Below are 24,785 nucleotides of genomic sequence, written 5' to 3'. Positions count from 1 at the left end.
AAAAGCTTTATTTGGCTACAATCAGCTTTTGGGTGCTGACTGTCTGATTGTCTTTTATAATCAGTATGAAGTAGACTCCTGCAGGAGCTTGTTTTAAATCTATTTTCAGGCCATTACCGATCTGGCTTGCTTTAGATGGGATTGTTTGCAGTACCTGACCATTCTGGTTAGTTAATTGAATGGATACAGGTGTTTCGGTGAAAAGCAATACACTGCTTTTTATGGTAGTTTCTGTTCTTGCGGGGTTGGGGAAAGCCTGGATTTGAATAGGTCTTCCAGCAAACTCATCAATTACACAACTGAATTTAAAAGCGTCTGCATTTTTGGTCAGGAAAACTGCTATACCATTGGTTACTGATAAACATTTGTTATTGCTGTTAAGTATAAGTGGGGTGCTAATGAAATCGGCAACCTGAGCTGGTTTGGATTCATCAGCAGCCATAATACCAAAGCTGTAAGCAGTGGTTAATTGCGAATAGGATATTGTTACAATGTGTACTAGGATGAATACACAAAGGATTCTTGTTACTTTTTGTAACATAAGGTGATCGTCGTGGTATTGTATTGGTAATTCAGTTCTAGGGTATTGGATGTTGCCTTTTTTATTGCGTAATCAGTCACCACAAATCCCTGTAGCGGATTCTGGAAAATGATCAGTAAACTGTCTTTAGGATTGCTCTTGTGAGAACGCCAGTTGCCGAAATGACCATCAGAGTCTTCATAGCTTAAGTCCTCTGAAAGCTTCATTCTAAATGCTCTCTGAGCAGGACTTAGCGTTTGTGCCACATCATTGTTGTAGAAAGCGTCCAAGCGCCATTCTGAACCTGCCGGGCCAGCAAGCGTCTTTTTCAAATCTTCCTCAGGATTATTGACGTTTTTTTCGCAAGCAGTTATGCTTAACACAATAATCAGGGCGGAGAGTCGTTTAATAACCTTTGAAAACATATTTGTAGAAGCTTTTTTGTTGTTTTTGTAGTATTTCTACTACATACCTTTTTTATAAGGGCGTAAAATTGCCTTGCGATAAGGGGAAGTCCACGTACGCATTAGGCTTACATGAACACTTTTTCGGCAGCTTCCTTAAAAAAGAATTATAAAACTTAAGCGCAGATTAAAAGTTGTAAATCAGTGGATTGCAGCGAGTTGGAAAAGAATGCGCCTAGATAGTGGCAGCTTTCTCCTTAGGGAAGGTTATTGTAAATGTTGTGCCCTCATTCAGGACAGATTTACATGTGATGCTGGCTTTGTGGAGATCCAGAAATTGCTTCACAATGAACAAGCCTAAACCGTTGCCTCTAATATTTTCCGTATTGTCTGCTCTTTGGAATGTATTGAAGAGGTTCTTTTGGAAATACTTTGGAATACCGATGCCATAGTCTTTTACGTCTACGGTACAGGCTTTATCGCTAAAAGAGATATGGATTTCAGGACTTTGCTTATCAGGAGAATATTTTAAGGCGTTGGAGATCAGATTGTCGAAGACCTGTTTTATAAGTGAAGCATCGTAGTGAATAGGGAATGGGATGCCTGCTGTTGTGATACTGATTTTTCTGTTTTCTGAAAGCTGATTGTGTTTCTCAACTTTTTGATGCAATAGCTCAACGATATCTCCCGGCTTCTTTTTGGCCTCAATATTATTGTTTTCAATTTTGCCTACTGTCAGCACCTCATTGATCAAACCGGTAAGTGTGTTGATCTCATCATCTATTTCGGAGAGTTTATCATAGACTACTTGTCTGATTTTATCATCCAATGCATCAGTATAGAGTCTTAGCGCCTCCGCATTTAAGCTAATAATGGACAGTGGTGTACGAATTTCATGTGAGATCATACTCACAAATCTTGTCTTCAGCTGATTGATTTGGCGCTCACTCTTTAAAGCCAGCATGATTTTTTCTTCAGCTGCTTTACGTTCATCAATGGTTCTAGAAGTTGTCAGAATTACTTCACGGCCGAGATAATCATCCCAGAGAAGTTGATAGTTGGTTTCCAGCCATCTGTAACTTCCTTTCTCAGTTTTAAAACGATAAGTGATAACATCTGAGTGCTTGGTTTTTTTCTCAAGCAATGTTGTAAATGCTTGTTGAATTGCTTTTTGATCATCCTGATGAAAATAATCGAAAGGTGATCTTCCAATCAGGTCTTCAGGATGAAAGTTGGAGATCTGCTTGATAGAAGGAGAAACATATAAATAGCGCCCGTCTGTTTCGTGAATACAAATCAGGTCTTGTACATGATTAGAAATCAATTCATAGTCATGTTGGCGCTGTTCCTCTACAGTAATATCGCTAAGGGTACCGGTTGTGCCTATTACTTGATTGTCGTCGCTATACAATAGGCTTGCATAAACCCTGATCCACTTAATACCTCCAGACTTAGTGATATACCTGATCTTATGTTGGCAATAAGGCTTCTGCTGATTGATTAGGGGCAAAAACAATTCATGGTTTTTTGCCACATCTTCCGGATGTAAAAATTTGAAGAAAGGCCTGCCTATAGATTCTTCTATGGTAAAACCCATGATACCTTCCCATGCAGGATTGAGAAACGACCAGTTGCCTTCTTTGTCCGTTCTGAAAACGATTTCATTAATACTGTTAACAATAGTCTTGTAGAACTTTTCATTGGCTCTGGCAATCTGTTGCTCTTTCTTCAGTTTACGAAACAGAATTTCATTGTCTTCATTTGCAACCTTACGCATATTAGCGAGCTGCAGCATGTCTGGAATTGCATCAAAAAACGAAAAGTCCCCAATCTTCAGTTGAAGCTCATTGAGTTTTTCAATCTCAGTAATCAGGGGTGATCCGATGAATGCGGCTGAATTTAACTCTGAAACATAAATAAACTGTCCGCGGAAAATTATGTCACTTCTATTTTTTACAGCTAGAATGACTAATGTATTTTGTAAAGCTATGATGCCTTCAAAGCCATCCAGAAAATTTGTTGGTCTAATGACACTGAGTACTTCGGAAAACCTTTTTCCTTTTACTTCCTTCAGCAATTTTTGTAAACTCTTTCCCGCAGAGATAATGGTATTGTCTGATGCAATAACAACGGAGAAGGGAAAGTTCTGCTCAAGGTATTGTGCAGAAAACTGGGCTATCTTTAAGGGGTCGGATGTGGATTTCATCAAAGCCATTGCACCCTAAAAATAGCTTTTTCTGCTGTATCATTTTGTGGTTGTATCAGGTCAATGCAGATTTTTTCTTTGTACAAGTCGCCCAAGGCATTTAAAAAGCCCTGGAAATAACTTTCCTGCGCAATCTGACCAGGGAAGTGATAGCTGATGATGATAGATTTTGAACTCAATTCAGAGATCTCCAGTTTCATTTGATTCATGAAGGGAAACTGGATATTGAATCTTGCAAATATTTCAGGTAATTGCTGAAGTAGTGGTTTTAGTCTGTTGGCACCCATCATTAAACTGTTTCTCAGAATATTGTTAGTTGCCTTGTACCAGTAATAACCAAAGCTGAACTGTACTTGATGGATATCTTTCTTAGCAATATTTGCCGTACTGCTGGCTAGTTTCAGACAATAGTCATCCGGATAAGTGTTATTGGAAATAAAGTATTCCTCCTCGATACCAGCATGAGCAACTATCTTACGATAGTCTTTCTCACCGTACTCGCTAATCAGCAATTCTTCGATATTTTGGAAATAGAATCCGTTCATAATCCAATGTTTATTATTCAAATGTAGAACGGACAAAACTCGCGGCAACGCAGTTATCGTGCATTCTATTGTGTTAGGCTCTTTTTCTATTGATGAATGAAGAAATATTATTGCTTTTGCTTTGAAAGCACTTTTTGATTCAACATATTTTGTTACAAGTACATCGCATTAATGCCTTTTTCTAGAAGCGTGTCCTTTACTTACGCCCTCATAGCGCTTATAAGAAGTCATTAACTCTTGTAAATATGTCTGCCAAACTGCATGATCAATTCCCTTAGGTGTAGGAAGTGTTTTTCTTAACCCATTACCTAATCTTCGATGACAATGTTTACAGACATATCTTGTAATCAGTTGATCATCTTCAATGATTGCTTTCTGTGAAGTATGGCCAAACAAATGGCAATACAGTTTTATCCAAAAGCCAGGCTTTTTATTACGCTGCTGGATAGTTGTATTTGCTGGTTGTTCCATTCAGGAACAAAGTAGTCTCAAATAAAGCGGGGGATGTAGCACGAAATCGGCATTGCTTATAAAGAACTCTTTAAAAGATCAATTATCTCAGAATAGGCCACAATAAAATACATCGATTCAAGTTAGAACCTACCCAATCAAATTAAAATGCAGTTCTCCAAAGTTTTGCAGAGAAGACATTTTTAAATCAGCCGCCGCCCATCTGTCTTCCCTGATCTGGCTATGATGTGGAACTACCACGCATTTCATTCTGGCTGCTTTTGCGGCAATCATGCCATTAAAAGAGTCTTCAAAACATACACAAGCCAACGGACTCACACCCAGTTGCTCCGCACAATTCAGGTATACTTGGGGATGGGGTTTGCCAAAATCCAAATCTTCTGCAGAAGCAGTGGCTTGCAAGAGATGGCGAATATTGGCCATCTGTGCTACCAGTTCAATCAACTCAACAGGGGAGGAAGTAGCCAAACCTATTTTAAATGACTTTGCTTGAAAGAAATCGAAAATATAATGTACACCCGGCATGATGCTACCCTTGGATGCCACTAATTGCAAAACCAGATCCACAATCTTTTTCTCAGCGCTGGCTTTTTCATTTTCAGGCATGCCGAAATAGCGAAACCAATAATCAACAAACTCCCGAGTTCTGAGTCCGGTAGTGGTATTGTATTGTTCAGTTGTTAGGTTAATGCCATAATTGCTGAATATAGTGACGGCAGCTTCCTGCCACAATGGTTCACTGTCAATCAGTAATCCGTCCATATCAAATATCACCGTACTCAGTTTCATGGCCTTGTTTTGCGCAAAAATACTTCCTGACATGCAAAGCCCCTAAAAACCGACAATTGATTGTTAATCAACGAATATGCACGAATTCAATTTCATTCCCTATATTGCACACCACCTTCAATCAAAACTGTCTGAAATGACCTTAGTTGAAAGACTAAAGAATATCAGGGTTGTACGATCGCTTGTTTACGGAATTGTGGGGGCCGCTTCTTATCCAGGCCTGACCATGTTCAATAAGCTGCGCATAGAAGGCACTGAACACCTGCGTGACCTCCCCCGTAACAACGTCTTGTTCGTCAGCAATCACCAAACCTATTTTGCCGATGTGATTACTTTCCTGCATATTTTCTGTGCAGTAAAATGGCGTAAAGAAAATCGCTTAGGCATTCCTTATTACCTGCTGAATCCTTTCACGAATGTTTACTTCGTAGCTGCCAAAGAAACTATGGATGGCAGTTGGGTAAGCCGCCTCTTTAAAATGGGCGGTGCATTAACTGTTAAGCGAACCTGGCGTGCAGAAGGTAAAGATGTGCATCGCGAACGTGATGAGTCTGATACCCAAAAAATTGATCAAGCACTCAGTAGAAGTTGGGTCATTACTTTTCCGCAAGGAACCACCAAACCTTTTGCACCGGGCAGAAAAGGCACGGCATATATTATTAAGAACAATCAGCCGATTGTGGTACCTGTAGTAATCAATGGTTTCTGGCGCGCTTTTAATAAAAAAGGGCTTGCGTTTAAAAAACGTGGTTCACTACTAACTGTTCGCTTTAAAGAACCGATGATCATTGATTATACATTGCCTGTTGATGAAATTTTGGAACAGGTGATGGAAGCCATCGAACAAAGTAAAAACTACATGATGAAGGGTAAACACCACTTAATGAACATCATGGATAAATAAAAAAAATCCCCACAAAACTGTGGGGATTTTTTTTAGTCTTTTATAAAGAGTGCTTTTAGTTCATTTGCATCTTCAGCTTTCATTTTTCCGCCGAGTATCAGACGCACTTGTCTCCTGCGCATCGCACCTTCATACAAGCGTTTTTCATCTTCTGTTTGTGGAATCACTTGCGGTACCTGACGAGGTTTACCATTAGGGTCTAATGCTACGAATGTGAAGAAAGCTTCGTTACTCTCATACTTATACTGGTGTAATAAATCCTCGCCCCATACTTTGATATGAATTTCCATAGAGGTGTTGAAGGCGCGACACACCTTAGCTTCAATATGTACCACATTGCCCAGTTTGATCGGGTTTTTGAAACTCAGGTTATCTACAGAGGCAGTCATGCTGGGTGCATTACAATGTTTGCCTGCTGCAATGCCTGCGGCAATATCCATCCAGTACATCAATCTGCCGCCCATGAGGTTGCCGAAAGTATTGGTATCGTTCGGGAGAACGAGTTCATTCATAATGGTAAAACTATCCTGCACATGTTTTGCTTCCATCCGGTAAAATTTGTGCAAAGATAGCCTGCTGAAGGGAAACGCCTTGTTAAGATCAAATTCGGATATGATCCAGCTTTTTCAGGTAATCAGGGTCAACATCTACGCCAATACCCGGTGCATCACTTAATTGTAAGTGCATGCCATTATGGTAGGTAACGCCACCGATAACAGGATCTTCTTTATGGCCGAGTAGACAAGTATCTAAATCATAAAAGCGAATATTATCATGCGCCATGGCGAAATGTACTTTGGCGGTTAAGGCTACGCGACTTTCCAACATGCCACCCATCATACAAGCAGTTTCGTGCTGGGCACAAACCTGATTGATTTTCTTCGCTTCATGAATTCCGCCACTCTTGGCAAACTTGATGTTGACATAAGAGCAAGCGTGTTGTTTGATCAGTCGCTCTGCATCATGATGCGTGAATACACTTTCATCTGCCATTATGGGTATGGGCGATTGCTTCACCAGCTTAGGCAACAAACCATCATTCCATTTACGCATGGGCTGCTCGCAAAACTGAATATGAAAATGCCCCAACTCAGTCAATGCCCAGAGGGCTTCATCATAAGTCCAGCCTTGGTTGGCATCTATACGTAATTGAATATCGTTACCTACTGCTTTTCTGATCTGCCGAATACGCTCCACATCATCTTTGGGATGTTTGCCCAGCTTTACTTTAATCATGTTCACGCCACGCTCCAGGAAGCTCATGGCTTGTAAAGCCATCTTATCCGGCTCATCAATGCCGATGGTGAGATCGCTCTCGATATCTTTTTTTCTGCCACCCAGATATTGATACAGAGGTTGGTTGGCCACTTTCGCAGCGATATCATATAATGCTAAATCGAATGCACTCTTGGCTGTATAATTGCCTGCAGTGTACATATCCAGCTCATGCAGTCTGCCTTCAATATCATTTGCTTGTTTGTTTTTCCAAATGCCTGCAAAATCCTTGGCCATTTCAAAACAGGTAGCTTGTGTTTCGCCTGCAATCATGGGAAAAGCAGAACATTCACCAATGCCGGTGATGCCACTGTCTGTATGCACTTTAATCAGCAGGTTTTGTGCATAATGCATCGTACCTGTTGCAATGGTGAAGGGCACCATGGGAATGGAAAAGCGGTAGATATCGGTATGGAGTATGCGCATACACGAATTTCCCTACTTTATCGCAAAAAACGCTCGCATTTCTTCCAATAGGCAAAAAAGCTGTTGAAATAGCCCTGCACCTGCGGAAACATCCAGTTGCGGCTTTCTTCCATGCCCTTGTAATGGCGGGTGGTTGGGTGCTCTTTGTAGTATATCTGCTGCATCGGGTATTGTTCCGGCAGCAATGCCATCAGGTCTTGAAAATTGCCGCTGAAAACCTGAATGCCCGGCACCTGTGCATGGGCCAGCTGAATAATCCAGTTCAGCACTTTTTCACTAATGGGGTATTGTGCAAAATGGTCTGGTTCAAGCAACAAGATTCTATTTGCCGCTTTACCTGCATGCCAGTAAGGATCAAGATTAAAAGTATTGTATACAAGCGTTGGTAGGTCTACCTCAATAGTAGGTACTACAGTTGTTGGTAAGGGTGTGCTTAATGTAGGTGTGCTAGTTGTTCGTAAGATTTCAGGAACAGGCATATCAGCAAACTCGCTATAATCTACATCTAGGAAACTATGGCGTTGCGTTTGTCCCGTGTACTTATTGATGTTTTCCTGATTGGCATAATACTTCTTACTGCTATAGCTGCCTGCTACCCATTGCCAACTCAAATGATTGCTGGCGATATCTCCATCCAGCAGATGAAAATACATCCACTTTGCCGGTAAAAGCCAATGCGCTTGCGCAATATTGGTGGTTAGCATGGCCGTGTACATGCGTGCGTGGTTATGCATATAGCCAGAATCATACAAAGCCTGAATGCTTTGGTCAATACCGTTAATGCCAGTGTTGGCATTGATGATAGCTGCTGGAATTTGATGTGTAGTAATCGGACTTTGCTCATTCCGCAGATCCTGCAGGATGGCATCACCCTTGGCTTGCCAAACACGTTGAAAGAATTCCCGCCAGGCCAATTCGCTGATCAGTTTTTCTGATGCATGATACCCATATTGCTGCAGAATCATGTCTTTCAAATCAGGTAGCTGCACAACACCACGTGAAATATAAGGAGATAGTAAAGTAACAGCACCACGCAGAAAATTTCTGGTCTTGGCATATTGAGCGGGACGAATACCATTGATGCGTTCTTGAATCGAAGCTTTGTCTACAGGAAAAATATACTCCGGTACCGTATCAAATAATTTGCTGGCATCATTCTCCTGATGCCATTTTCTATGCTCGCTCATCTTTTGCTGATCTTGTTGAGAGAAATGGTTTTTTGTCGGCTGCAGCGAAAACGTTTTACGGATTCTTTGCGCAGCGCACTATGCTTGGTAGTCCTGCCTTGTACTCGTTTACGCCACATACGAAAGCTGGATGCTTTCATGTTTCTGCGCATCAGGTTGATGACAGTCGCTTCGGGAATGCCAAACTGTGCTTCAATGGCATCGAAAGGTGTACGGTCTTCCCAAGCCATTTCAATGACGCGGTCAATCAACACCGCATCCAATTCATATTCGGATAATGCCTTTTTCATTTAGTATACGCGTGGTTAAAGCTTTGCCTTCGTTCAAGTTTTTATAGCTGATGACATCACAGAGAAACATGGTATGATCACCTGCGGGAATGATTTGTATGGATTGTAATTCCATCACGGCCAATACATCTTTTAAAATGAAATAGTTGTTCCATGTGCTGAGTAGGTTTCTTTTTTGAAGCCGACTGATCTTATCAATATTGTTGCCACTTAGTTTACCTAATTGATTCACCAATCTGTATTGGTCTTCATGCAAGAGTTGTAATACAAAATGTCTGGTCTTTGTTACATTGGCCAAAGTTCTGGTACCGGCATAGAGTGCAACCATCATGCGTTTGGGTTGCATACTCACTGCACTTACATAGGTGCAGATATGCATATTGTCTGTAATACCTTTACTGCTCACTGAGTACACAGGCAGGTCAACACGGTTCCAAGGTTTTTTACGGATACTCATGCCTGATCTAGTTTGGTGAGATAATCATTGGCAATACGCAAATGATTGGCGCGTTTTGCTTCCGGCATTTTATCGAATGTTTTGATGAGCATACCCAGTCTGGGATTTTGCAAAAAGAAATCGCGATGTACATGCATGAAACGCCAGAAGAGCGCGTCCCAGATTTCTTGCCAGGAACCCTTGGGCCAATTGCCCATTTTCATCAAATAATTGCTGCCGCTGATATAGGGTTTGGTGGTGATGAGTCCGCCATCTGCAAACTGTGTCATGCCATAGACATTAGGCACCATCACCCAGTCGTAAGCATCAATAAACAATTCCATAAACCAGCGATAGACTTCATCCGGATCAAACTCGCAGAGCAACATAAAATTGCCCAGCACCATCAATCTTTCAATATGGTGGCAATAGCCAGATTGCAGTACGCGCTTGATCACTATGTCAATTGGAACGATTCCTGTTTCGCCTTTCCAAAATGCAGCCGGAATTTTTCTGCTAAAATGCCAGTAGTTCTTCGTTCTTTGCTGTCTGCCGGCTTTATGATACACCAAATGCATGAATTCGCGCCAGCCAATGATTTGTCGGATAAATCCTTCTAATGAGTTGAGTGGAACATCATGCTTGGCTGCATACTGTGTTGCTGCCTCAATAACTGCATCGGGATTGATTAATCCAATATTCAGCATCGGTGTCAATACACTATGAAACAGTATATCGGCTTCTGGCACCATCGCATCTTCGTAAATGCCAAAATCATGAAAACGTTGTTGAAGGAAATGCTGTAACCAAGCATCGGTTTCTTCGAAATTGATTGGGTACCATCCCGCAGCAAATGGTTGTGCAGTGCTACCATAATGATGCGCAAAGTTTTTCTGAACATAATCAATCGCTTCTTCACGAAGTGTATCTAACTGCGGCATTTGGTATCCAGGTAAAACACCCTTTGCTGGAAATTTTTGTCGGTTATCCGCATCAAAAGTCCACTGCCCGCCTAAAGGCCCACCTTGGGCGTCCAGCAGTAGTTTTCGCTGTTTGCGTTGCTGAATATAAAAGCCCGTTTGATAGAATAGTTGCTTGCCATTCTTTGGTATGTTGGTATCGGCGGGTTCATTCAGAAAATTCGGATTGGGTAAAAGCGTTAATTCAATAGAACGTTTATTACAAGCGTTTTGCATCCTGCGCAGCAGCCAATCGTCTGAGGGGTTTACGGTGTAAATACCCGTATACCCTTGTTGGTATAAATCCTGAATGAGGTCTCTTATATCTGCCCGATTATCTGTTGCTTCTACATATGCTACTTGATAACCTTTTTCTCTCAGCAGTTGGGCATACCAGCGCATACTGGCTCTATGAAGCATCAGCTTTTGCTGATGGAAGTGGTATTGCCTGAAATACAACCATTCTTCCAACAATACAACAGGTCTGTATAGCTCCAAAGCTGGGTGCTGGCGGAATAGCTGATGCGGAAAAATCAGGCTGATGGCTTTCATGTACCGGATAAACAATTTACCCGTTGCAATGTTCTATTGCAAAACCAGACAATTTCATGGAAACGCTGAAAGGAAAAAGGGTAGTGCTAGCCGGTGCAACCGGTGATATCGGTAAACAAATTGCTCGTATGCTGGTACAAAGCGGGGCACAAGTATTGATTACCGGCAGGAATCAGGAGAAATTGATGCAGGTGGCACAGGGTATCGGCCTGGGCACAGATCGCTATCATGCTGCTGATCTGAGTAAGTCGGCAGATATTGATGCTTTGCATCAGAAAGCCATTCAAGCTTTGGGTGAAGTGGATATTCTGGTGAATGCGGCTGGAATTGGCATTATCAAGCCTATTGAGCAATTGAGTGAGGCGGAATTTATGCAGACACTCCAAACCAATTTATTGGGCGCATTTCTGTTGGTAAAAGCCTTTTTGCCAGGTATGAAAGTGCAGAAAAAGGGTTTGATCATCAATATTCCCGGTGTTTTGGGTAAAGTGCCAATGGCAGGAGCAGCAGCATATGCGGCCAGCAAATATGGCTTAACCGGCATGATGCAGAGTATCCGCGAAGAACTGAAGCGTACCGATATCCGCATCACCAACCTGTTCTTAGGTGGGGTGGATTCAGCTTTCTGGGATACCATTGACCTGCGTGTGCAGCGTGATAAAATGATTGTTGCTGAGGAAGCTGCCCGTGCGGTATGGTTTCTTTGTCAGCAGCCTGCCAGCGGGGTAGTGAGCGAAATGGTCTTGCAGCCTTTCAATCATCAGGCAATTTGATATAACCACTGATAAAACGCATTTTTTACTTCATACATCTGTGCCGATATTCGCAGTGAATTTATATCTGACGGGCCATGAATCTTTCCTTTGATAATACGGAGAATGCTTTTGCCTATAAGTCTGACAAGGCACTGAGAAAAGCAAAGTTTTTGTTTTCTACCATGCAGTATTCCTGGTTCGTAAAACTGGGAACCATCCTCACGCCTATATTGATCAAGGGGAAAATGCCTTTCATCAATAAGCTGGTGCGTAATACCATTTTTAGTCAGTTTGTAGGTGGCGAAACACTGGAAGAAACTGCTACTGCCGGTGCAGTATTAGGTAAATATGGTGTTCAGGTGATTCTGGATTATGGAGTAGAAGGAAAAGAATCTGAAGCAGGTTTTGATTATGCCATGGATCAGTTCATGAAAGTGATTGATTACGCTGCAACGCAACCCAATATTCCATTCATCAGTGTTAAGGTAACTGGTATCTCTCGTTCTGCTTTATTGCAAACATTGAATGATGCACCCAGATTGAGAAGTGGTATCCATGATCATGAAGAAGAAATTGCTGAGTGGGATCGTGTACGTGAACGTATGTACCGCATTTGTGCAGAAGCTGCTGAGAAAGGCATTGGTGTGTTAGTAGATGCAGAAGAAAGCTGGTTGCAGGATCCTGTTGACAGACTTACCATGGAATTGATGGAGGAGTTTAATACAGAGAAAGCAGTTGTGTATAATACCCTGCAATTGTACCGCCACGACAGACTACGTTTCCTCCATTTGTCTCACCAAATTGCAAGAGAGAAAAACCTGATGCTTGGTGTGAAGTTGGTGCGTGGTGCGTACATGGAAAAAGAGCGTGAGCGTGCGGCAAAGCATGGCTACCCCTCACCAATACAGCCAGATAAAGAAGCTACTGATAAGGATTTTGATGCAGCTGTAACTTATTGCATCGATAATATTGAGACTATCTCAGTGATTGTGGCATCACACAACGAAAAGAGCAACCTCCTGGCTGCTGAATTGATGCATGCTAAGGGCATTGCACACAATCACCCGCACGTGCATTTTTCTCAGCTGTATGGCATGAGTGATAACATTACATTTAATCTGGCTAAGGAAGGATATAGTGTAAGCAAATACCTGCCTTTTGGACCTATCGGTGATGTTATACCTTACTTGATGCGCAGAGCACAGGAAAACAGTAGTGTGGCCGGACAAACAGGCCGCGAGCTGATATTGATAGAAAAAGAGCGCGCCAGAAGAAAATCTGCTTAACTGATTTTCTCCATTTTTTTCAACTGCTCAATGAGTGTTGCATTGAGGGGCTTCGACAGAAACTTTCTTACCGTAGCATAGCTTAGTGCTTTTTGCCTGTCCGACTCATCAATAGATGATGTAAGTACAACCACATTCGCCTTATCGGTCATGTGCTTATATGCTTCAAGAAAGTCCCAGCCACTTTTAACCGGAAAATTCAGGTCTAAAAGTATAAGGTAGTTCTCCGGGTCTGTGAGTTTACCAACATGTGCAACTGCGGAATCAATATCCTCAAATACTTGTACAGATAGATCAGGAGCATACTTACTTAGCATACGTGTGCTGAGGATATTCGTGATCCGATCATCATCTATCAGGATGATTTGTTGATAGGTATCGGCGTTTTGATATGTTGGATTTTCGATCATTACATTTTTTACTGCTTCGTCATTTCTATAAATGTACATATCAGGCTGTTAATTATTTCTTAGTTCAGTGTACTATGCCACTTTGTCTACTCTTAGTTGTTGTAATTGCTCAATTTGTGCTACTGTCAACGGTTTTGTTAGGTATTGTCCAACGCAACGATATTGTTTTGCTTTTGCGATATCTTCCTGATCTACAGAGGAGGTAAGGATCATAACAGTCCAAGGTTGATTCAATGCATGATAAGTTTCCAGGAAATCCCAACCGGATTCTTTCTCCAGATTTAGGTCAAGGAAAATGGTTCTCTTGATGGATGGTTGCTCTCTTAGATAGTTGATAGCAGTTGCTGTATCGTAAAATTTTTGAATCCTGGTGCCGGGCATTGCATACTCCAGTACCAGTTCATTTAAACGGTTTACCATAGGATCATCGTCTATTAATACCACTTCTTCGAGTTCAATTTTCAGGATATGGCTTAATGAGATATTGCTGGTTGTAGCGAAGTTGATCTCATCATTCATGGTATAGATGACCTTGTTGATGAAATTCGCTGCTTTCTCAATGTCCTGAAGTGCAGATTGATAGTGGAATATGTTTGGCTCCTTAAGTTTAACCGTGTATAAAATTTGCAACATCTTGGCAAATTCATGGCGTAGCTCGTGTGAGCTGATGAATGAAAGCTTTTTCAGGTGGTCTATTTGTTTTTTGACCTCTTTTTCAGATCGTTTGATCTGGGAGATGTCATTCAGCACGATGAAATATCCCTTTAGAACGGATTGATCATCATAAATTGGTTCAAAAGCGGCATCAGCCCAGATATCAATGCCTCTTCTTGTTTGATAAGCAATATCTATCCTGATATTGATGCCTTTTTGCAGATGACTCTCAATCTTTTCAACGGAACTGGCATCTGTACTGTTACCCTCCAGCAGACGATGGAAATTTCTGCCTATCACTTCCTTTAACCCATATCCGGTCAGATTGCTAAAGCCTGGGTTACACCAATTGATTTGCATCTCAGCATCCGTGATAACGATTCCACTGTTGATTTTAGTAACGATGATATTCAGTTGTTCCTGATCTGTTTTTATTTTTTCCAATTCTGCCATTTGTTTGCCCAGCTCTAAGTGTGTTTCAATTTTATCAGTAACATCATTACATACGCCAATAAAGCCCATATAATTTCCAGCAGCATCAAAGAATGGCTTGGCCCTGTCAGTAACCCAGGCCATTTTGCCATTTTTCCGAAGAATGCGGTAACGCATTTCAAAAGGTTTTCTTTGTGCTAAGAATGCATCCAGATTTTTTTTGGTTTGTTCGAGATCATCTCCCCATACATGCTGCATTCTGTTGGTTTCTTTTTCTTCAATCAGGGTAGAGCCTTTGAATGTCAGATATGCCGCATTGGCAAAACATAGTTGGTTGTGTTGATCACACATCCAGATCATTGCAGGAGCTTCATATGTTGCTTCCTTGAGTCTTTTTGAGGTATAGTTGCCCTCATCATTATGTTGTGCGGAATGTTCGTTTGTGGGATAGCCAATCAGTAATATGCCTTGAGGAATGGCATCATCATCACGGAGTATGGCGTAATCAAAATTATAACGCTTACTTTTTTCTGTTTTGTGTGTCAGTTGTAATCGAATGTTTTGAGATACATCCGTCATGCACTTACGCAAAGCTTTTTGAAATTGACCAGCTGCTTCGGCCGAAAAGAGATTAGCAAAAGGATAGCCTTCCAGTAAAATATTCTCCTGTTGAAAGTGTTCGCCAAACAGGTGATTGTAGTAAAGGATATTTCCCTGGAAATCTGTTGATAAAGCGTATAGTGTAGGACTATTGCTCAGGTGCGCAATGCTGGTTTTTAATGAGCTTTTCATAGGAATTTTTTAAGCTGTTCATGCAAGTTCTGCTGATTCATGCATGTGTTACCTCACAATTGCCGTGAGTGCTTTGTCGGGTAATTCCTCTTTTTTGTAGTTTAATTACTACAAGAATCAGGTATGCACAATAAAGCACCCTTCCCTTATTTTATTAAGAGAATAACCTGTGAGCGCTGTTGTGTTTAGGCCGCGAGCAATGGTTGTTTTAGTAAGATCTGCAATTGTTGAATTCTTGCAGGCTTGCTGATATAATCACGTACGCAGCTGTACTGATCAGACTTACCCATGTCTTCCTGCGCTATGGAAGCGGTCATGATATTCACCGGCCAGGGCAGGTGCATAGCTTCGTAAGCATCAATGAAGTCCCAGCCTGAGTGTACACCCATGTCCAGGTCTGTAAAGATGATTCTGGGTGTATCCGGATTTTTCCGGATATAATCCAGCGCCTGAGGTACATTGGTGAATACAGACACTTTGATGGAAGGGTCAATTTTCTTCACGCTCAGCATGTTGATTTGATTGATCATCATGTTGTCGTCCAGGAAAATCACCTCCTCAGCCAGTCCCTCTTTGAATCCGCTAAGTACCAAGGGGTTCATGGTCTTGTTCATTTCAGTCATTGTGTTTGTCATGGTTTCTGGTTTTGAATGGATGTATTAGTTTTTGGCTACGATTGCGTTATTGTTAGCATACTTCAGAATAGCTACCAGTTGGGGCTTGTCCTGATTGTTAACTGGCTCGATAGACAGTGGGTAGTTACCCCACCATGGACCAGCACCCCAGCTAGAAGCACTGATATTGTTTCTGTTGATGTACTCGAGGAAATTGTTCAGAACAGGGAACCAATCGGGGTCGTTAGAAGGAATACCGAATTCACCGAAATAGCCGATTTTGTTATTCTTCTTCAGCCACTCTACAAACTGCATGGCTTTTTTAACACCGATGTTTTTGTCTTTTTTGTTAGGGTCATTGCTGTTAGCATAAGAACCTGAATGGTCAGCATCGAAATAGATGTGTGCGTTGTAAACAATCTTATTAGCGGGGTCAACCAGGTTTTTCAGGATATCACTGTGTTTTTCCCAGTTAGCAGCGTTAGCCCAGCTGTCACCATCTACCAGGATCAGTTGCTTATTGCTGATCTCTCTGATAGCGTTGATAGCTTCCTGAGCAGCTGCGAACCATTTGCCGCTTCCCAGATCATGGGGTTCTGCCATCAGGTTAAAACCAATTACAACAGGATGGCTATTGAAAGCTGCAGCCATTTTCTTCCACAGGTCACGGAAATGAGCGTTGCTAACAGTATCAGAACCCAGTCTAACTTCAACACCATTTAAAGTGTAGCGACCGTAGTTCTGGATATTGATAATTACTGAAGCATCATACTTATCACAAACATTCAGGAAGTCTTTGATGCGCTTAACCTCAACTGCATCTAAAGCACCACCTAATTTTCTTTGGATTCTTTCCCATCTTACAGGCAGGTGAAATTTGTTGATATTCTTAGAAGCGTAGTAAGCAACTTCTTTTTCACTAGGATAGATATAGTCTTTACCGTAAACACCAGGCATTTGCTTTTGTCCGAATTCAGGACCAGAAAGAGTAACTCCGAAACGTGAAGCACCAACCATTGGATTATCAAAAGCGAAAGCAAGAATGCTGTTGAAAGCGAAGAGAAGAGCAAGTGCTGAAACCCTTATCCAGCTTCTGTTTCCGTTGTTGAGATTGCGTTTCATATTCCTTTGTTTTACAATTCAAAGGGACGAATTCGCAGACCCGGCGGCTGTAGTGCAGGACGTGTTTAGCGCATCATGATTCTGTGATGTGTGTATGGTATAAAAACGAGAAGGATGTAGTGTCGTTACTACATCCTTCTCATTGTAAAAACAAAGGAATGCTTAGTCAATCTTCATTACATAAGATGGATTTATTGATTTAAATGTATATAAATGGCTTGTTTCTTACATAGTGTCAAATTTGTAGTGATACTACTACGCGGCATAGGAATATATCATGCCTGGTAGTATTTTATCAATATCATTTGCCTTATCCAGGAAACTATCTGCACCGCTGGATAATGCCATATTGCGAAAAGCGTCAATGGTAAAATGAGTTAGTACATATAGTTTGGTATGGCCTTTCTCTTTTCCTATAGTCTTAATCAGTTCCAGACCACTCTCATCTGGCAGGTCCAGATCGGTAATCACCAGATCCGGGTGTTTCTCCCGGAAATAGGAGGTGGCTTCCGCTACAGTTTCTACACTTTTTACATGGGCCTGAATACCTTGTTTAGCCAATACATCCTTTACCCTGTAAACGATATAGCTGGACGCATCTACCAGCAGTATATCAAGTGCATTGTTTTTCATGTCCCTCGTTTTACAATACAAAGAGACAACATTGCGCAAGCGCAATTTGTAGTGGTTGACATGAATGTGGAATCAGGATTTTGTAATGGTTCTATGGTAAAAACAAGGAAGGATGTAGTGTCGTTACTACATCCTTCCAGGGTTAAAACAAAGGGATAAAGGAAATAAGGTTTTACATAGGATGGAATATTAAAACGGGATTTATGGCTAGCTTTTTCTGTTTTGTGGATTGCCTCTAATGCTTACGCAGCAAAGGATTTAATCATTTCTGGCAGTTTTTGGTCAATATCATTGGCCTTGTCCAGAAAGCTGTCTGCGCCATGCAAAATGGCCATGTCGCGAAATGCATCAATAGTGAAATGGGTAAGCACATACAATTTGCTACTGCCTTTTTCTTTTTTGATGGCCTTCATCAACTCGATACCACTTTTATCGGGCAGATTCAAATCAGTGATGACAAAGTCGGGATGCTTGGTTCTGAAATAAGTAGTTGCATCTTCTACAGTCTCTACAGTGTCTACGTTGGCTTTAATACCTTGATTGGCTAAAGCGTTTTTTACTTGGAATACGATATAGCTGGATTCGTCAACCAGCAGGATATCAAGCATATTGTTTTTCATAACCTTTGTTTTACAACACAAAGATTCTACAATACGGCAGGCCTGGTTGTAGTGATAGATGCCTGTTTAGTAGCAGTTTTTGGGAATAGACTTGTGGGAAAAAAAGAAGGGCCTGTAGTAATTTCACTACAGGCCCTTGTATAAAGTGTTCATAATCAGAGCTCTAGCTTATGCTCAATAGCATATTTAACCAGGTCTGAATTAGAATGAAGGTGCATTTTCTCGAGAATTCTGGAACGGTAAGTACTGATTGTGTTCACGCTGAGTGAAAGAGATTCGGCAATTTCACTCACTGTTTTACCCTCTACAATCAGTTTCATCACCTCAAATTCTCGGTCTGAAAGCAGTTCGTGAGGCATTTTGTCCTTATCAGTCTCAATAGAATCAGCCAGTACATCCGCAACCTGTGGCGTGATATACCTGCGACCGTTCAATACCTGCTGTACAGCTGTTACAAGCTCGTAAGGGGCATTGTCTTTTGTAAGGTAGCCCGAAGCGCCAGCTTTAATGGATCTTACGGCGTATTGTTCAGGAGCGTGCATACTCAGCATCAGCATGGGCGTTTCTATGCCTTGTGAGCGTAGTTGTTTTAATACGTCTATACCTGTCATGCCGGGCATGGTTACATCACTGATGATGATTTCCCATTCGCCTTTGATGGCTTTCTTCATTAATTCAGCCCCGTCAGATGCATCGTGAACTTCAGCAAAGGGGAAAGCTTCCAGGAGGATTTTTTTTAATCCTTCCCTCACCATAGTGTGATCGTCAGCAATCAAAATTTTCATAACCGTTGTATTAAAGGCATCGAACATGCCTCTGAGCGGGATGAAGGTATCATCTTTTTCTTAAATATTCCAGCTAATTTCCCCCTAATTCACAGAGAATCCCCCGACGATTTTGTAGCTGTTTTTATATGCCCGGGCTTGGTTACTTTGCAGCATGCAACAATATCATCAGTTACTTCGGCATATTTTAGATACAGGTGTTTTCAAGAGCGATCGTACAGGCACAGGCACCATCAGCTGCTTTGGTTATCAAATGCGTTTCGATTTAGAACAAGGTTTTCCTTTGGTTACAACGAAGAAAGTACACCTGAAAAGCATCATACATGAGTTGTTGTGGTTTTTGCAAGGGGCAACCAATATTCAGTACCTGAAAGAAAACGGCGTAAGTATCTGGGATGAATGGGCTGATGAAAATGGTGAACTGGGCCCCGTATATGGCAAACAATGGCGCAGTTGGGAAGGAGCAAATGGGGTAGTGGTGGATCAAATCACAGACCTGATTCAGCAGATCAAAAAAAATCCGGATAGCCGTCGCTTATTGGTGAGTGCATGGAATGTGGCTGATTTGCCTCAAATGGCATTAATGCCCTGTCATACGATGTTTCAATTTTATGTGGCTGATGGCAAACTCAGCTGTCAGCTCTATCAACGTAGCGCAGATGTATTTCTGGGTGTGCCCTTTAATATTGCTTCATACGCCTTATTAACGATGATGATTGCACAAGTGTGTGGTTTGGGTTATGGTGATTTTGTACACACATTTGGCGATGTCCATATTTATAGTAATCATATGGAACAAGTGAACTTGCAATTGAGCAGGGAGCCTTATCCATTGCCAACTATACGACTCAATCCTGAAGTAAAAGATATTTTCAGTTTCCGTTTTGAAGATTTCACGCTGGAGAACTATCAGTGTCACCCGGCCATTAAAGCACCTGTAGCTGTTTAATATGACAATCTCTCTGATAGTAGCAGTATCTGCCAACGGCATGATTGGTAAAGACAATGCATTGTTATGGCATTTACCCAAAGACCTCAAGTTTTTTAAGAATAAGACCTGGGCACTGCCTGTTGTTATGGGCAGAAAAACATTTGAAGCATTGGGTAACAAACCACTCGGCGGCCGATTGAATATTGTGATTACACGTCAAAGCAATTGGTCAGCCACCAATGCCGAAACGGTTGGTTCACTCAATGAAGCCATACAATTAGCTAAGGACAATGGGTATGCTGAAGTAATGATTACCGGCGGTGGCGAAATCTATCGACAGGCTTTACCCATGGCGCATCATGTCTATCTTACCCGTGTGCATGCAGATTTGGATGGTGATACCAGCTTCCCCGAACTGGATACACATACTTGGCAACTTGGCTGGGAAGAAGCACATGCAACTGATGCCAAACATGCATACGCATTCACTTTTCAGCGTTGGGATAAGCGATGAGTGAACTATTCACTTCTCTGGATTTTTACTACATCAGGATTTTACCCCTGTTGTTGTTGATATCCTTGCTGTTCGCATCAACCAGGGGTTATGCAAGAGCAGTGTTGTTTACCTGCAATCGTATCATGCTGGTCTATGGTTTGGCCCAACTATTTATCTGGTACCAATGGTACAATTTCTATACAAATCAGCCTGTAACTGGGAATAGATACCCTGTTACCAATTTTCAATACATCGTAATTGGTTTTCGATTCCTACAAGTTTTTTTTCCGTTGCTTACCATCTCCAAGCATGTAGCAGCATCCTGGCTATTTGCGATTGTATACTGGCTATTACTTTGTTGGCTGCCGATTTATAATAGTATCACTATTGGTCAAGTAGGCATTCGATTCGAATCGATCGGCGAACTCATTAACTGGATAGCTTATATCGCTTTCTTTGCACTATCGTACTCTGTATTTTGGTGGATGAGTGAATTACCTTTTCAAAAAAAGCAACATGTATAGTGCACCTGTACTTGGTTGGAAATACCTGCAATACTATCTCACTGCAGCCAATGGTAGAGGGCATGGTGTACATTCTCCTTTTGTATTTAAGTTAATTACAGAAGTATTGAATGATGACAGGCAATATTATACCTACAGCATTGTTGAGCCGCTACGAGATGCATTGAAAAAAAATAATACCACAATTGAAGTACCTGATTTTGGAGCAGGCAGCAGACATCAACTCAGCAAGCAAAGAAAGATCAGTGAGATTGCACAATCATCCCTGAAGCCTAAAAAATTCAGTCAGCTTCTGTTTAGGATGGTTGCTTATTTTCAACCCTCAGGAGTACTGGAGTTGGGCACTTCTTTAGGCATCACTACAGCATATTTAGCCAGCGCCAACAATCTGATACCTGTTACCAGTATGGAAGGTGCACCTGCTGTTGCGGAACAAGCTTTAGCGGTAATAACCAAAGCAGGTATTAGTAATGTTACGATTATCACTGGCAACTTCGATGATACACTACCCATTTGGTTGAAGCAGCAGGCTCAAATTGATTTTGCCTTTATCGATGGTAATCATCGCTTTGAACCAACGATGCGCTATTTCCAATGGTTAAAAGAAAAAGCCCATGATCAAACAGTCTTGATCTTTGACGATATTCATTGGAGTGCTGAGATGGAGCAGGCCTGGGCAGAAATACAGGCTGACCCTGCAGTTACACTGACCATTGATCTCTTCTTTATCGGCATTGTATTCTTCCGCCCCGAACAGCAACAAAAAGCGCATTTTCGCATCCGATTCTAAAAGTTGATAAAAAACAGGTTTTGGTTGATGATCATCAGTTAATTTCATCCGGTCAACCCTTAACATGATCATCGGAATACTCAAAGAACCAACAGGCGAAAATCGTGTGTCATTATTACCTGAGCAATGCGCACAGCTTATCAAGCAACAAGTACAGATTCAGGTTGAATCAGGCGCCGGTGTCAAAGCTTCGGCATCAGATGAAAGCTATGCAGCTGTTGGTGTAACCATTCTTTCCAGAAATCAAGTTTTACAAGCTGCAGATATTGTTTTAAGCATACAGCTGCTTACAGAATCTGATATTACTTTGTGCAAACCCAATGCTATTGTATTAGGTGTATATCAGCCATTGTATCATTTTCAACAAATGCATACATGGGCCAATAAAGGCATTAGCGCATTCAGTTTGGATATGATTCCCCGTACTACTCGTGCGCAAAGCATGGATGTGCTCAGCTCTCAGGCCAATATCGCAGGCTATAAAGCAGTGTTATTAGCAGCCAATATCTATCCGCGTTATTTCCCCATGTTCATGACAGCAGCTGGTAGTATTGCCCCTGCAAAAGTCCTCATCTTGGGAGCAGGTGTTGCAGGCTTACAAGCTATTGCCACTGCCAGAAGACTGGGAGCAGTAGTAGAAGTATTCGATACAAGACCTGCTGTAAAAGAAGAGGTGATGAGCCTTGGCGCCAAATTCATTGAAGTGGAAGGCGCAGCCGATGCTTCTGCTGCAGGTGGGTACGCAGTTGAACAATCTGCCGAGTATCAGCAAAAGCAAAAAGACCGTATTGCGGCTGCCATTGCCAAAGCAGATATCGTCATTACTACTGCACAAATACCCGGTAAGAAAGCCCCGATACTGATTACAGCTGCCATGATTGAGCAAATGCGCAATGGCAGTATCATCATTGATCTGGCTGCTGCTACAGGTGGAAATACAGAAGTAACCAAGAACAACGAAACCATTGTCTATGCTGGGGTACAAGTAGTGGGTAATAGTCAGCTCGCTGCAGCCATGCCTTCCGATGCCAGCAAACTCTATGGCAAGAACGTATTTAATTTCTTGCAGTTGATTATTGATAAAACTGGTCAGCTCAACTTGAATTTCGAAGACGATCTGGTAAAGGGTACTTGTATTACGTATGACGGACAAATCATTCACGAAAGAGTAGCAGCACTGCTCGCATAAATTGATAAATACTATGCAGGATTTTTTACAATGGATACAGTTGCATCAGCAGATCATTTATATCGTGATTCTGATGATTTTTCTAGGTATAGAAGTAATTGGCCGCGTGCCGAGTGTTTTACACACACCGCTGATGAGTGGTGCAAACGCTATTCACGGTGTAGTAATCATCGGTGCCATCATTGTGATGGGGAAAGTAGAGTCTGGTAATTATTTCGCATTGGCACTTGGTTTCCTCGCAGTGATTCTGGGAACACTCAATGTGGTTGGTGGATTCGTGGTAACGGATCGCATGCTGGAAATGTTTAAAAAGAAAAACTAGCCCTTAACGCATTATCTATGGAATGGAACTTGTTAACGCTGGCCTATATCATTGCTTCGGTTACGTTTATACTCGGACTGAAAATGCTGGCACATCCGGAAACGGCGAGAAAAGGCAACCTGGTTGCTGCAGCTGGTATGAGTATTGCCATTTTTGCCACCATCTTTTTATATGAAGAAAATGGCGTGAAACTGCAGAACTATGTTTGGATTTTTGCAGCTCTGGCTATAGGTACAGTAGCCGGTGTGTGGTCGGCCAGAACCGTGAAGATGACTGCAATGCCGGAGATGGTGAGTTTATTCAATGGTATGGGTGGTGCTTGTGCTGCTTTAATTGGCATCATTGAATTCAATCACCTCACACGCCATTATGATGGAACAGATATAAACTTCTTTAGCAAGCTGGATGCTGGTATGTTATTGGTGATTATGGCCGGCTTGGTAATTGGTTCTATCTCTTTTGCTGGAAGTATGATTGCCTGGGGTAAACTCAATGGTCGTATCAAGGATTTTTCCTTTAAGGGACAGCATCTTGTTAACCTTGGTTTATTTGCGTTTATTCTTTTATTAAGCGCTTATGTCATCATACTCAGGCCAGAAGAAACTATTTTCTTTTTCTATGTGGTATTATTCGCAGCATTGATCTATGGGGTGTTCTTCGTAATGCCTATTGGTGGTGCGGATATGCCGGTAGTGATTTCATTGCTCAACTCATTTACCGGTGTTGCAGCTGCATGCGGTGGTTTTCTCTATGATAATAAAGCTATGCTCACCGGCGGTATCCTCGTAGGTGCTGCAGGTACTTTGCTAACTATTTTGATGTGTAAGGCGATGAATCGTTCCCTTACCAATGTATTGATTGGTTCTTTCGGAGCTGGTGCTGCTGCAGCATCCAGCGCTCAACAGGGCGGTACGCACAAAGAAATTTCTGTGTCTGATGCAGCAGTTTGTATGGCTTATGCCAACAAAGTCATGATTGTGCCAGGTTATGGATTAGCTGTTGCGCAAGCACAGCACGTATGCCATGAGTTGGAGAAAATTCTGGAAGAGCGTGGGGTAGATGTGCAATATGCCATTCACCCGGTTGCTGGCAGAATGCCGGGGCATATGAATGTATTATTGGCTGAAGCCGATGTGGCTTATGATAAACTGCAGGAAATGGAAACGGCGAATGATGCATTTAAGACAACCGATGTGGTACTGATTCTTGGTGCCAACGATGTGGTGAATCCTGCTGCCAAAAGCGATCCTGCTTCACCTATATATGGTATGCCTATTCTGGAAGTAGAACAAGCCAAAACAGTCATCGTGAACAAACGTAGCATGAAACCTGGCTATGCCGGTATTGAGAATGCATTGTTCTTTCAACCCAAAACATCTATGTTGTTTGGTGATGCTAAAGCTGCTTTACAGAAACTGATTGCAGAAATCAAGTCGGTCTAAGCCTGCATCCGTATTTTTGACAAA

Annotated in this window: 29 protein-coding genes; 10 read left to right on the top strand and 19 right to left on the bottom strand. The window is 41.9% G+C overall.

The annotated features are described in order from the left end of the window. Positions 1-7 precede the first annotated feature (7 nt). The 6 genes from J0L83_06655 to hxpB form a co-directional block, all read right to left on the bottom strand. Complete coding sequence (locus J0L83_06655) at positions 8-541, bottom strand: T9SS type A sorting domain-containing protein (protein MBN8664230.1); 534 nt, start codon at positions 539-541, stop codon at positions 8-10. After that, a complete protein-coding gene (locus J0L83_06650; GenBank protein MBN8664229.1) occupies positions 526-945 on the bottom strand; it encodes a hypothetical protein in 420 nt (139 codons plus the stop codon). The genes J0L83_06655 and J0L83_06650 overlap by 16 nt, the downstream gene beginning before the upstream one ends. Positions 946-1,159: 214 nt before the next feature. Next, positions 1,160-3,130, bottom strand: coding sequence for a PAS domain S-box protein (locus J0L83_06645; GenBank protein MBN8664228.1), 1,971 nt, complete (start codon positions 3,128-3,130; stop codon positions 1,160-1,162). Then, a complete protein-coding gene (locus tag J0L83_06640; protein ID MBN8664227.1) occupies positions 3,130-3,675 on the bottom strand; it encodes a heme NO-binding domain-containing protein in 546 nt (181 codons plus the stop codon). Before J0L83_06640 ends, J0L83_06645 begins: the two co-directional genes overlap by 1 nt. 168 nt (positions 3,676-3,843) lie before the next feature. Then, positions 3,844-4,146: a hypothetical protein gene (locus J0L83_06635; GenBank protein MBN8664226.1), complete on the bottom strand. Its 303-nt coding sequence runs from the start codon at positions 4,144-4,146 to the stop codon at positions 3,844-3,846. A gap of 129 nt (positions 4,147-4,275) precedes the next feature. Beyond that, positions 4,276-4,935, bottom strand: coding sequence for a hexitol phosphatase HxpB (gene hxpB, locus J0L83_06630; GenBank protein ID MBN8664225.1), 660 nt, complete (start codon positions 4,933-4,935; stop codon positions 4,276-4,278). Positions 4,936-5,071: 136 nt separating this feature from the next. On the opposite strand from hxpB, the gene J0L83_06625 reads away from it, so the two are divergent. Next, positions 5,072-5,839, top strand: coding sequence for a 1-acyl-sn-glycerol-3-phosphate acyltransferase (locus tag J0L83_06625; GenBank protein MBN8664224.1), 768 nt, complete (start codon positions 5,072-5,074; stop codon positions 5,837-5,839). Positions 5,840-5,871: 32 nt separating this feature from the next. On the opposite strand, the gene J0L83_06620 is transcribed toward J0L83_06625, so the two are convergent. From J0L83_06620 to J0L83_06595, 6 genes are read right to left on the bottom strand one after another with little or no spacing between them, the layout of a single operon-like run. Then, entirely contained in the window at positions 5,872-6,387 is a 516-nt protein-coding gene (locus tag J0L83_06620) for an acyl-CoA thioesterase (protein MBN8664223.1), read from the bottom strand. A 52-nt stretch (positions 6,388-6,439) separates the two neighbouring features. After that, a complete protein-coding gene (locus J0L83_06615) occupies positions 6,440-7,540 on the bottom strand; it encodes a dipeptide epimerase (GenBank protein ID MBN8664222.1) in 1,101 nt (366 codons plus the stop codon). A gap of 17 nt (positions 7,541-7,557) precedes the next feature. Next, positions 7,558-8,727, bottom strand: coding sequence for a hypothetical protein (locus J0L83_06610; protein MBN8664221.1), 1,170 nt, complete (start codon positions 8,725-8,727; stop codon positions 7,558-7,560). Further along, positions 8,724-9,017 carry a TIGR03643 family protein gene (locus J0L83_06605; protein MBN8664220.1) on the bottom strand — a complete coding sequence of 98 codons (294 nt, stop codon included), beginning with the start codon at positions 9,015-9,017 and terminating at the stop codon, positions 8,724-8,726. Before J0L83_06605 ends, J0L83_06610 begins: the two co-directional genes overlap by 4 nt. Beyond that, a complete protein-coding gene (locus J0L83_06600; protein MBN8664219.1) occupies positions 8,992-9,474 on the bottom strand; it encodes a flavin reductase family protein in 483 nt (160 codons plus the stop codon). The genes J0L83_06605 and J0L83_06600 overlap by 26 nt, the downstream gene beginning before the upstream one ends. Then, positions 9,471-10,964 carry a cryptochrome/photolyase family protein gene (locus tag J0L83_06595; GenBank protein MBN8664218.1) on the bottom strand — a complete coding sequence of 498 codons (1,494 nt, stop codon included), beginning with the start codon at positions 10,962-10,964 and terminating at the stop codon, positions 9,471-9,473. Before J0L83_06595 ends, J0L83_06600 begins: the two co-directional genes overlap by 4 nt. A gap of 56 nt (positions 10,965-11,020) precedes the next feature. On the opposite strand from J0L83_06595, the gene J0L83_06590 reads away from it, so the two are divergent. Beyond that, positions 11,021-11,737: an SDR family oxidoreductase gene (locus J0L83_06590; GenBank protein ID MBN8664217.1), complete on the top strand. Its 717-nt coding sequence runs from the start codon at positions 11,021-11,023 to the stop codon at positions 11,735-11,737. Between the two features lie 77 nt (positions 11,738-11,814). Next, entirely contained in the window at positions 11,815-13,005 is a 1,191-nt protein-coding gene (locus tag J0L83_06585) for a proline dehydrogenase family protein (GenBank protein ID MBN8664216.1), read from the top strand. On the opposite strand, the gene J0L83_06580 is transcribed toward J0L83_06585, so the two are convergent. From J0L83_06580 to J0L83_06550, 7 genes are all read right to left on the bottom strand, one after another. Further along, positions 13,002-13,454, bottom strand: a complete 453-nt coding sequence (locus J0L83_06580; GenBank protein MBN8664215.1) for a response regulator — start codon at positions 13,452-13,454, stop codon at positions 13,002-13,004. The two genes, J0L83_06585 and J0L83_06580, sit on opposite strands and share 4 nt — an antisense overlap. A 33-nt stretch (positions 13,455-13,487) precedes the next feature. Next, the gene (locus J0L83_06575) at positions 13,488-15,293 is read right to left on the bottom strand and encodes a PAS domain S-box protein (GenBank protein MBN8664214.1); all 1,806 of its coding nucleotides are present in this window, start codon (positions 15,291-15,293) and stop codon (positions 13,488-13,490) included. Positions 15,294-15,478: 185 nt separating this feature from the next. Beyond that, positions 15,479-15,928 carry a response regulator gene (locus tag J0L83_06570; GenBank protein ID MBN8664213.1) on the bottom strand — a complete coding sequence of 150 codons (450 nt, stop codon included), beginning with the start codon at positions 15,926-15,928 and terminating at the stop codon, positions 15,479-15,481. A 24-nt stretch (positions 15,929-15,952) separates the two neighbouring features. Further along, positions 15,953-17,029 carry a glycoside hydrolase family 5 protein gene (locus tag J0L83_06565; GenBank protein ID MBN8664212.1) on the bottom strand — a complete coding sequence of 359 codons (1,077 nt, stop codon included), beginning with the start codon at positions 17,027-17,029 and terminating at the stop codon, positions 15,953-15,955. Between the two features lie 255 nt (positions 17,030-17,284). After that, entirely contained in the window at positions 17,285-17,662 is a 378-nt protein-coding gene (locus J0L83_06560; protein MBN8664211.1) for a response regulator, read from the bottom strand. Positions 17,663-17,904: 242 nt separating this feature from the next. After that, positions 17,905-18,282, bottom strand: a complete 378-nt coding sequence (locus tag J0L83_06555) for a response regulator (protein ID MBN8664210.1) — start codon at positions 18,280-18,282, stop codon at positions 17,905-17,907. Positions 18,283-18,437: 155 nt separating this feature from the next. Further along, positions 18,438-19,067, bottom strand: a complete 630-nt coding sequence (locus tag J0L83_06550) for a response regulator transcription factor (GenBank protein ID MBN8664209.1) — start codon at positions 19,065-19,067, stop codon at positions 18,438-18,440. A 154-nt stretch (positions 19,068-19,221) separates the two neighbouring features. Here J0L83_06550 and J0L83_06545 point away from each other — a divergent pair, with 154 nt between their 5' ends. From J0L83_06545 to J0L83_06515, 7 genes are all read left to right on the top strand, one after another. Next, positions 19,222-20,016, top strand: a complete 795-nt coding sequence (locus J0L83_06545; GenBank protein MBN8664208.1) for a thymidylate synthase — start codon at positions 19,222-19,224, stop codon at positions 20,014-20,016. Between the two features lies 1 nt (position 20,017). Then, positions 20,018-20,512, top strand: a complete 495-nt coding sequence (locus J0L83_06540; protein ID MBN8664207.1) for a dihydrofolate reductase — start codon at positions 20,018-20,020, stop codon at positions 20,510-20,512. Beyond that, positions 20,509-21,018: a hypothetical protein gene (locus tag J0L83_06535; GenBank protein ID MBN8664206.1), complete on the top strand. Its 510-nt coding sequence runs from the start codon at positions 20,509-20,511 to the stop codon at positions 21,016-21,018. Before J0L83_06540 ends, J0L83_06535 begins: the two co-directional genes overlap by 4 nt. Then, a complete protein-coding gene (locus J0L83_06530) occupies positions 21,011-21,808 on the top strand; it encodes a class I SAM-dependent methyltransferase (protein ID MBN8664205.1) in 798 nt (265 codons plus the stop codon). The genes J0L83_06535 and J0L83_06530 overlap by 8 nt, the downstream gene beginning before the upstream one ends. Before the next feature lie 64 nt (positions 21,809-21,872). Further along, a complete protein-coding gene (locus tag J0L83_06525) occupies positions 21,873-22,997 on the top strand; it encodes a Re/Si-specific NAD(P)(+) transhydrogenase subunit alpha (GenBank protein MBN8664204.1) in 1,125 nt (374 codons plus the stop codon). A gap of 13 nt (positions 22,998-23,010) precedes the next feature. Then, positions 23,011-23,319 carry an NAD(P) transhydrogenase subunit alpha gene (locus J0L83_06520; protein MBN8664203.1) on the top strand — a complete coding sequence of 103 codons (309 nt, stop codon included), beginning with the start codon at positions 23,011-23,013 and terminating at the stop codon, positions 23,317-23,319. A 17-nt stretch (positions 23,320-23,336) separates the two neighbouring features. Continuing rightward, positions 23,337-24,761 carry an NAD(P)(+) transhydrogenase (Re/Si-specific) subunit beta gene (locus J0L83_06515; protein ID MBN8664202.1) on the top strand — a complete coding sequence of 475 codons (1,425 nt, stop codon included), beginning with the start codon at positions 23,337-23,339 and terminating at the stop codon, positions 24,759-24,761. Positions 24,762-24,785: the final 24 nt, after the last annotated feature.

The organism is Chitinophagales bacterium, from assembly GCA_017303835.1.
GTDB lineage: Bacteria > Bacteroidota > Bacteroidia > Chitinophagales > Chitinophagaceae > JAFLBI01.
Note: the sequence above shows the minus strand (reverse complement) of the source record. Positions and strands in the feature narration are given on the sequence as shown.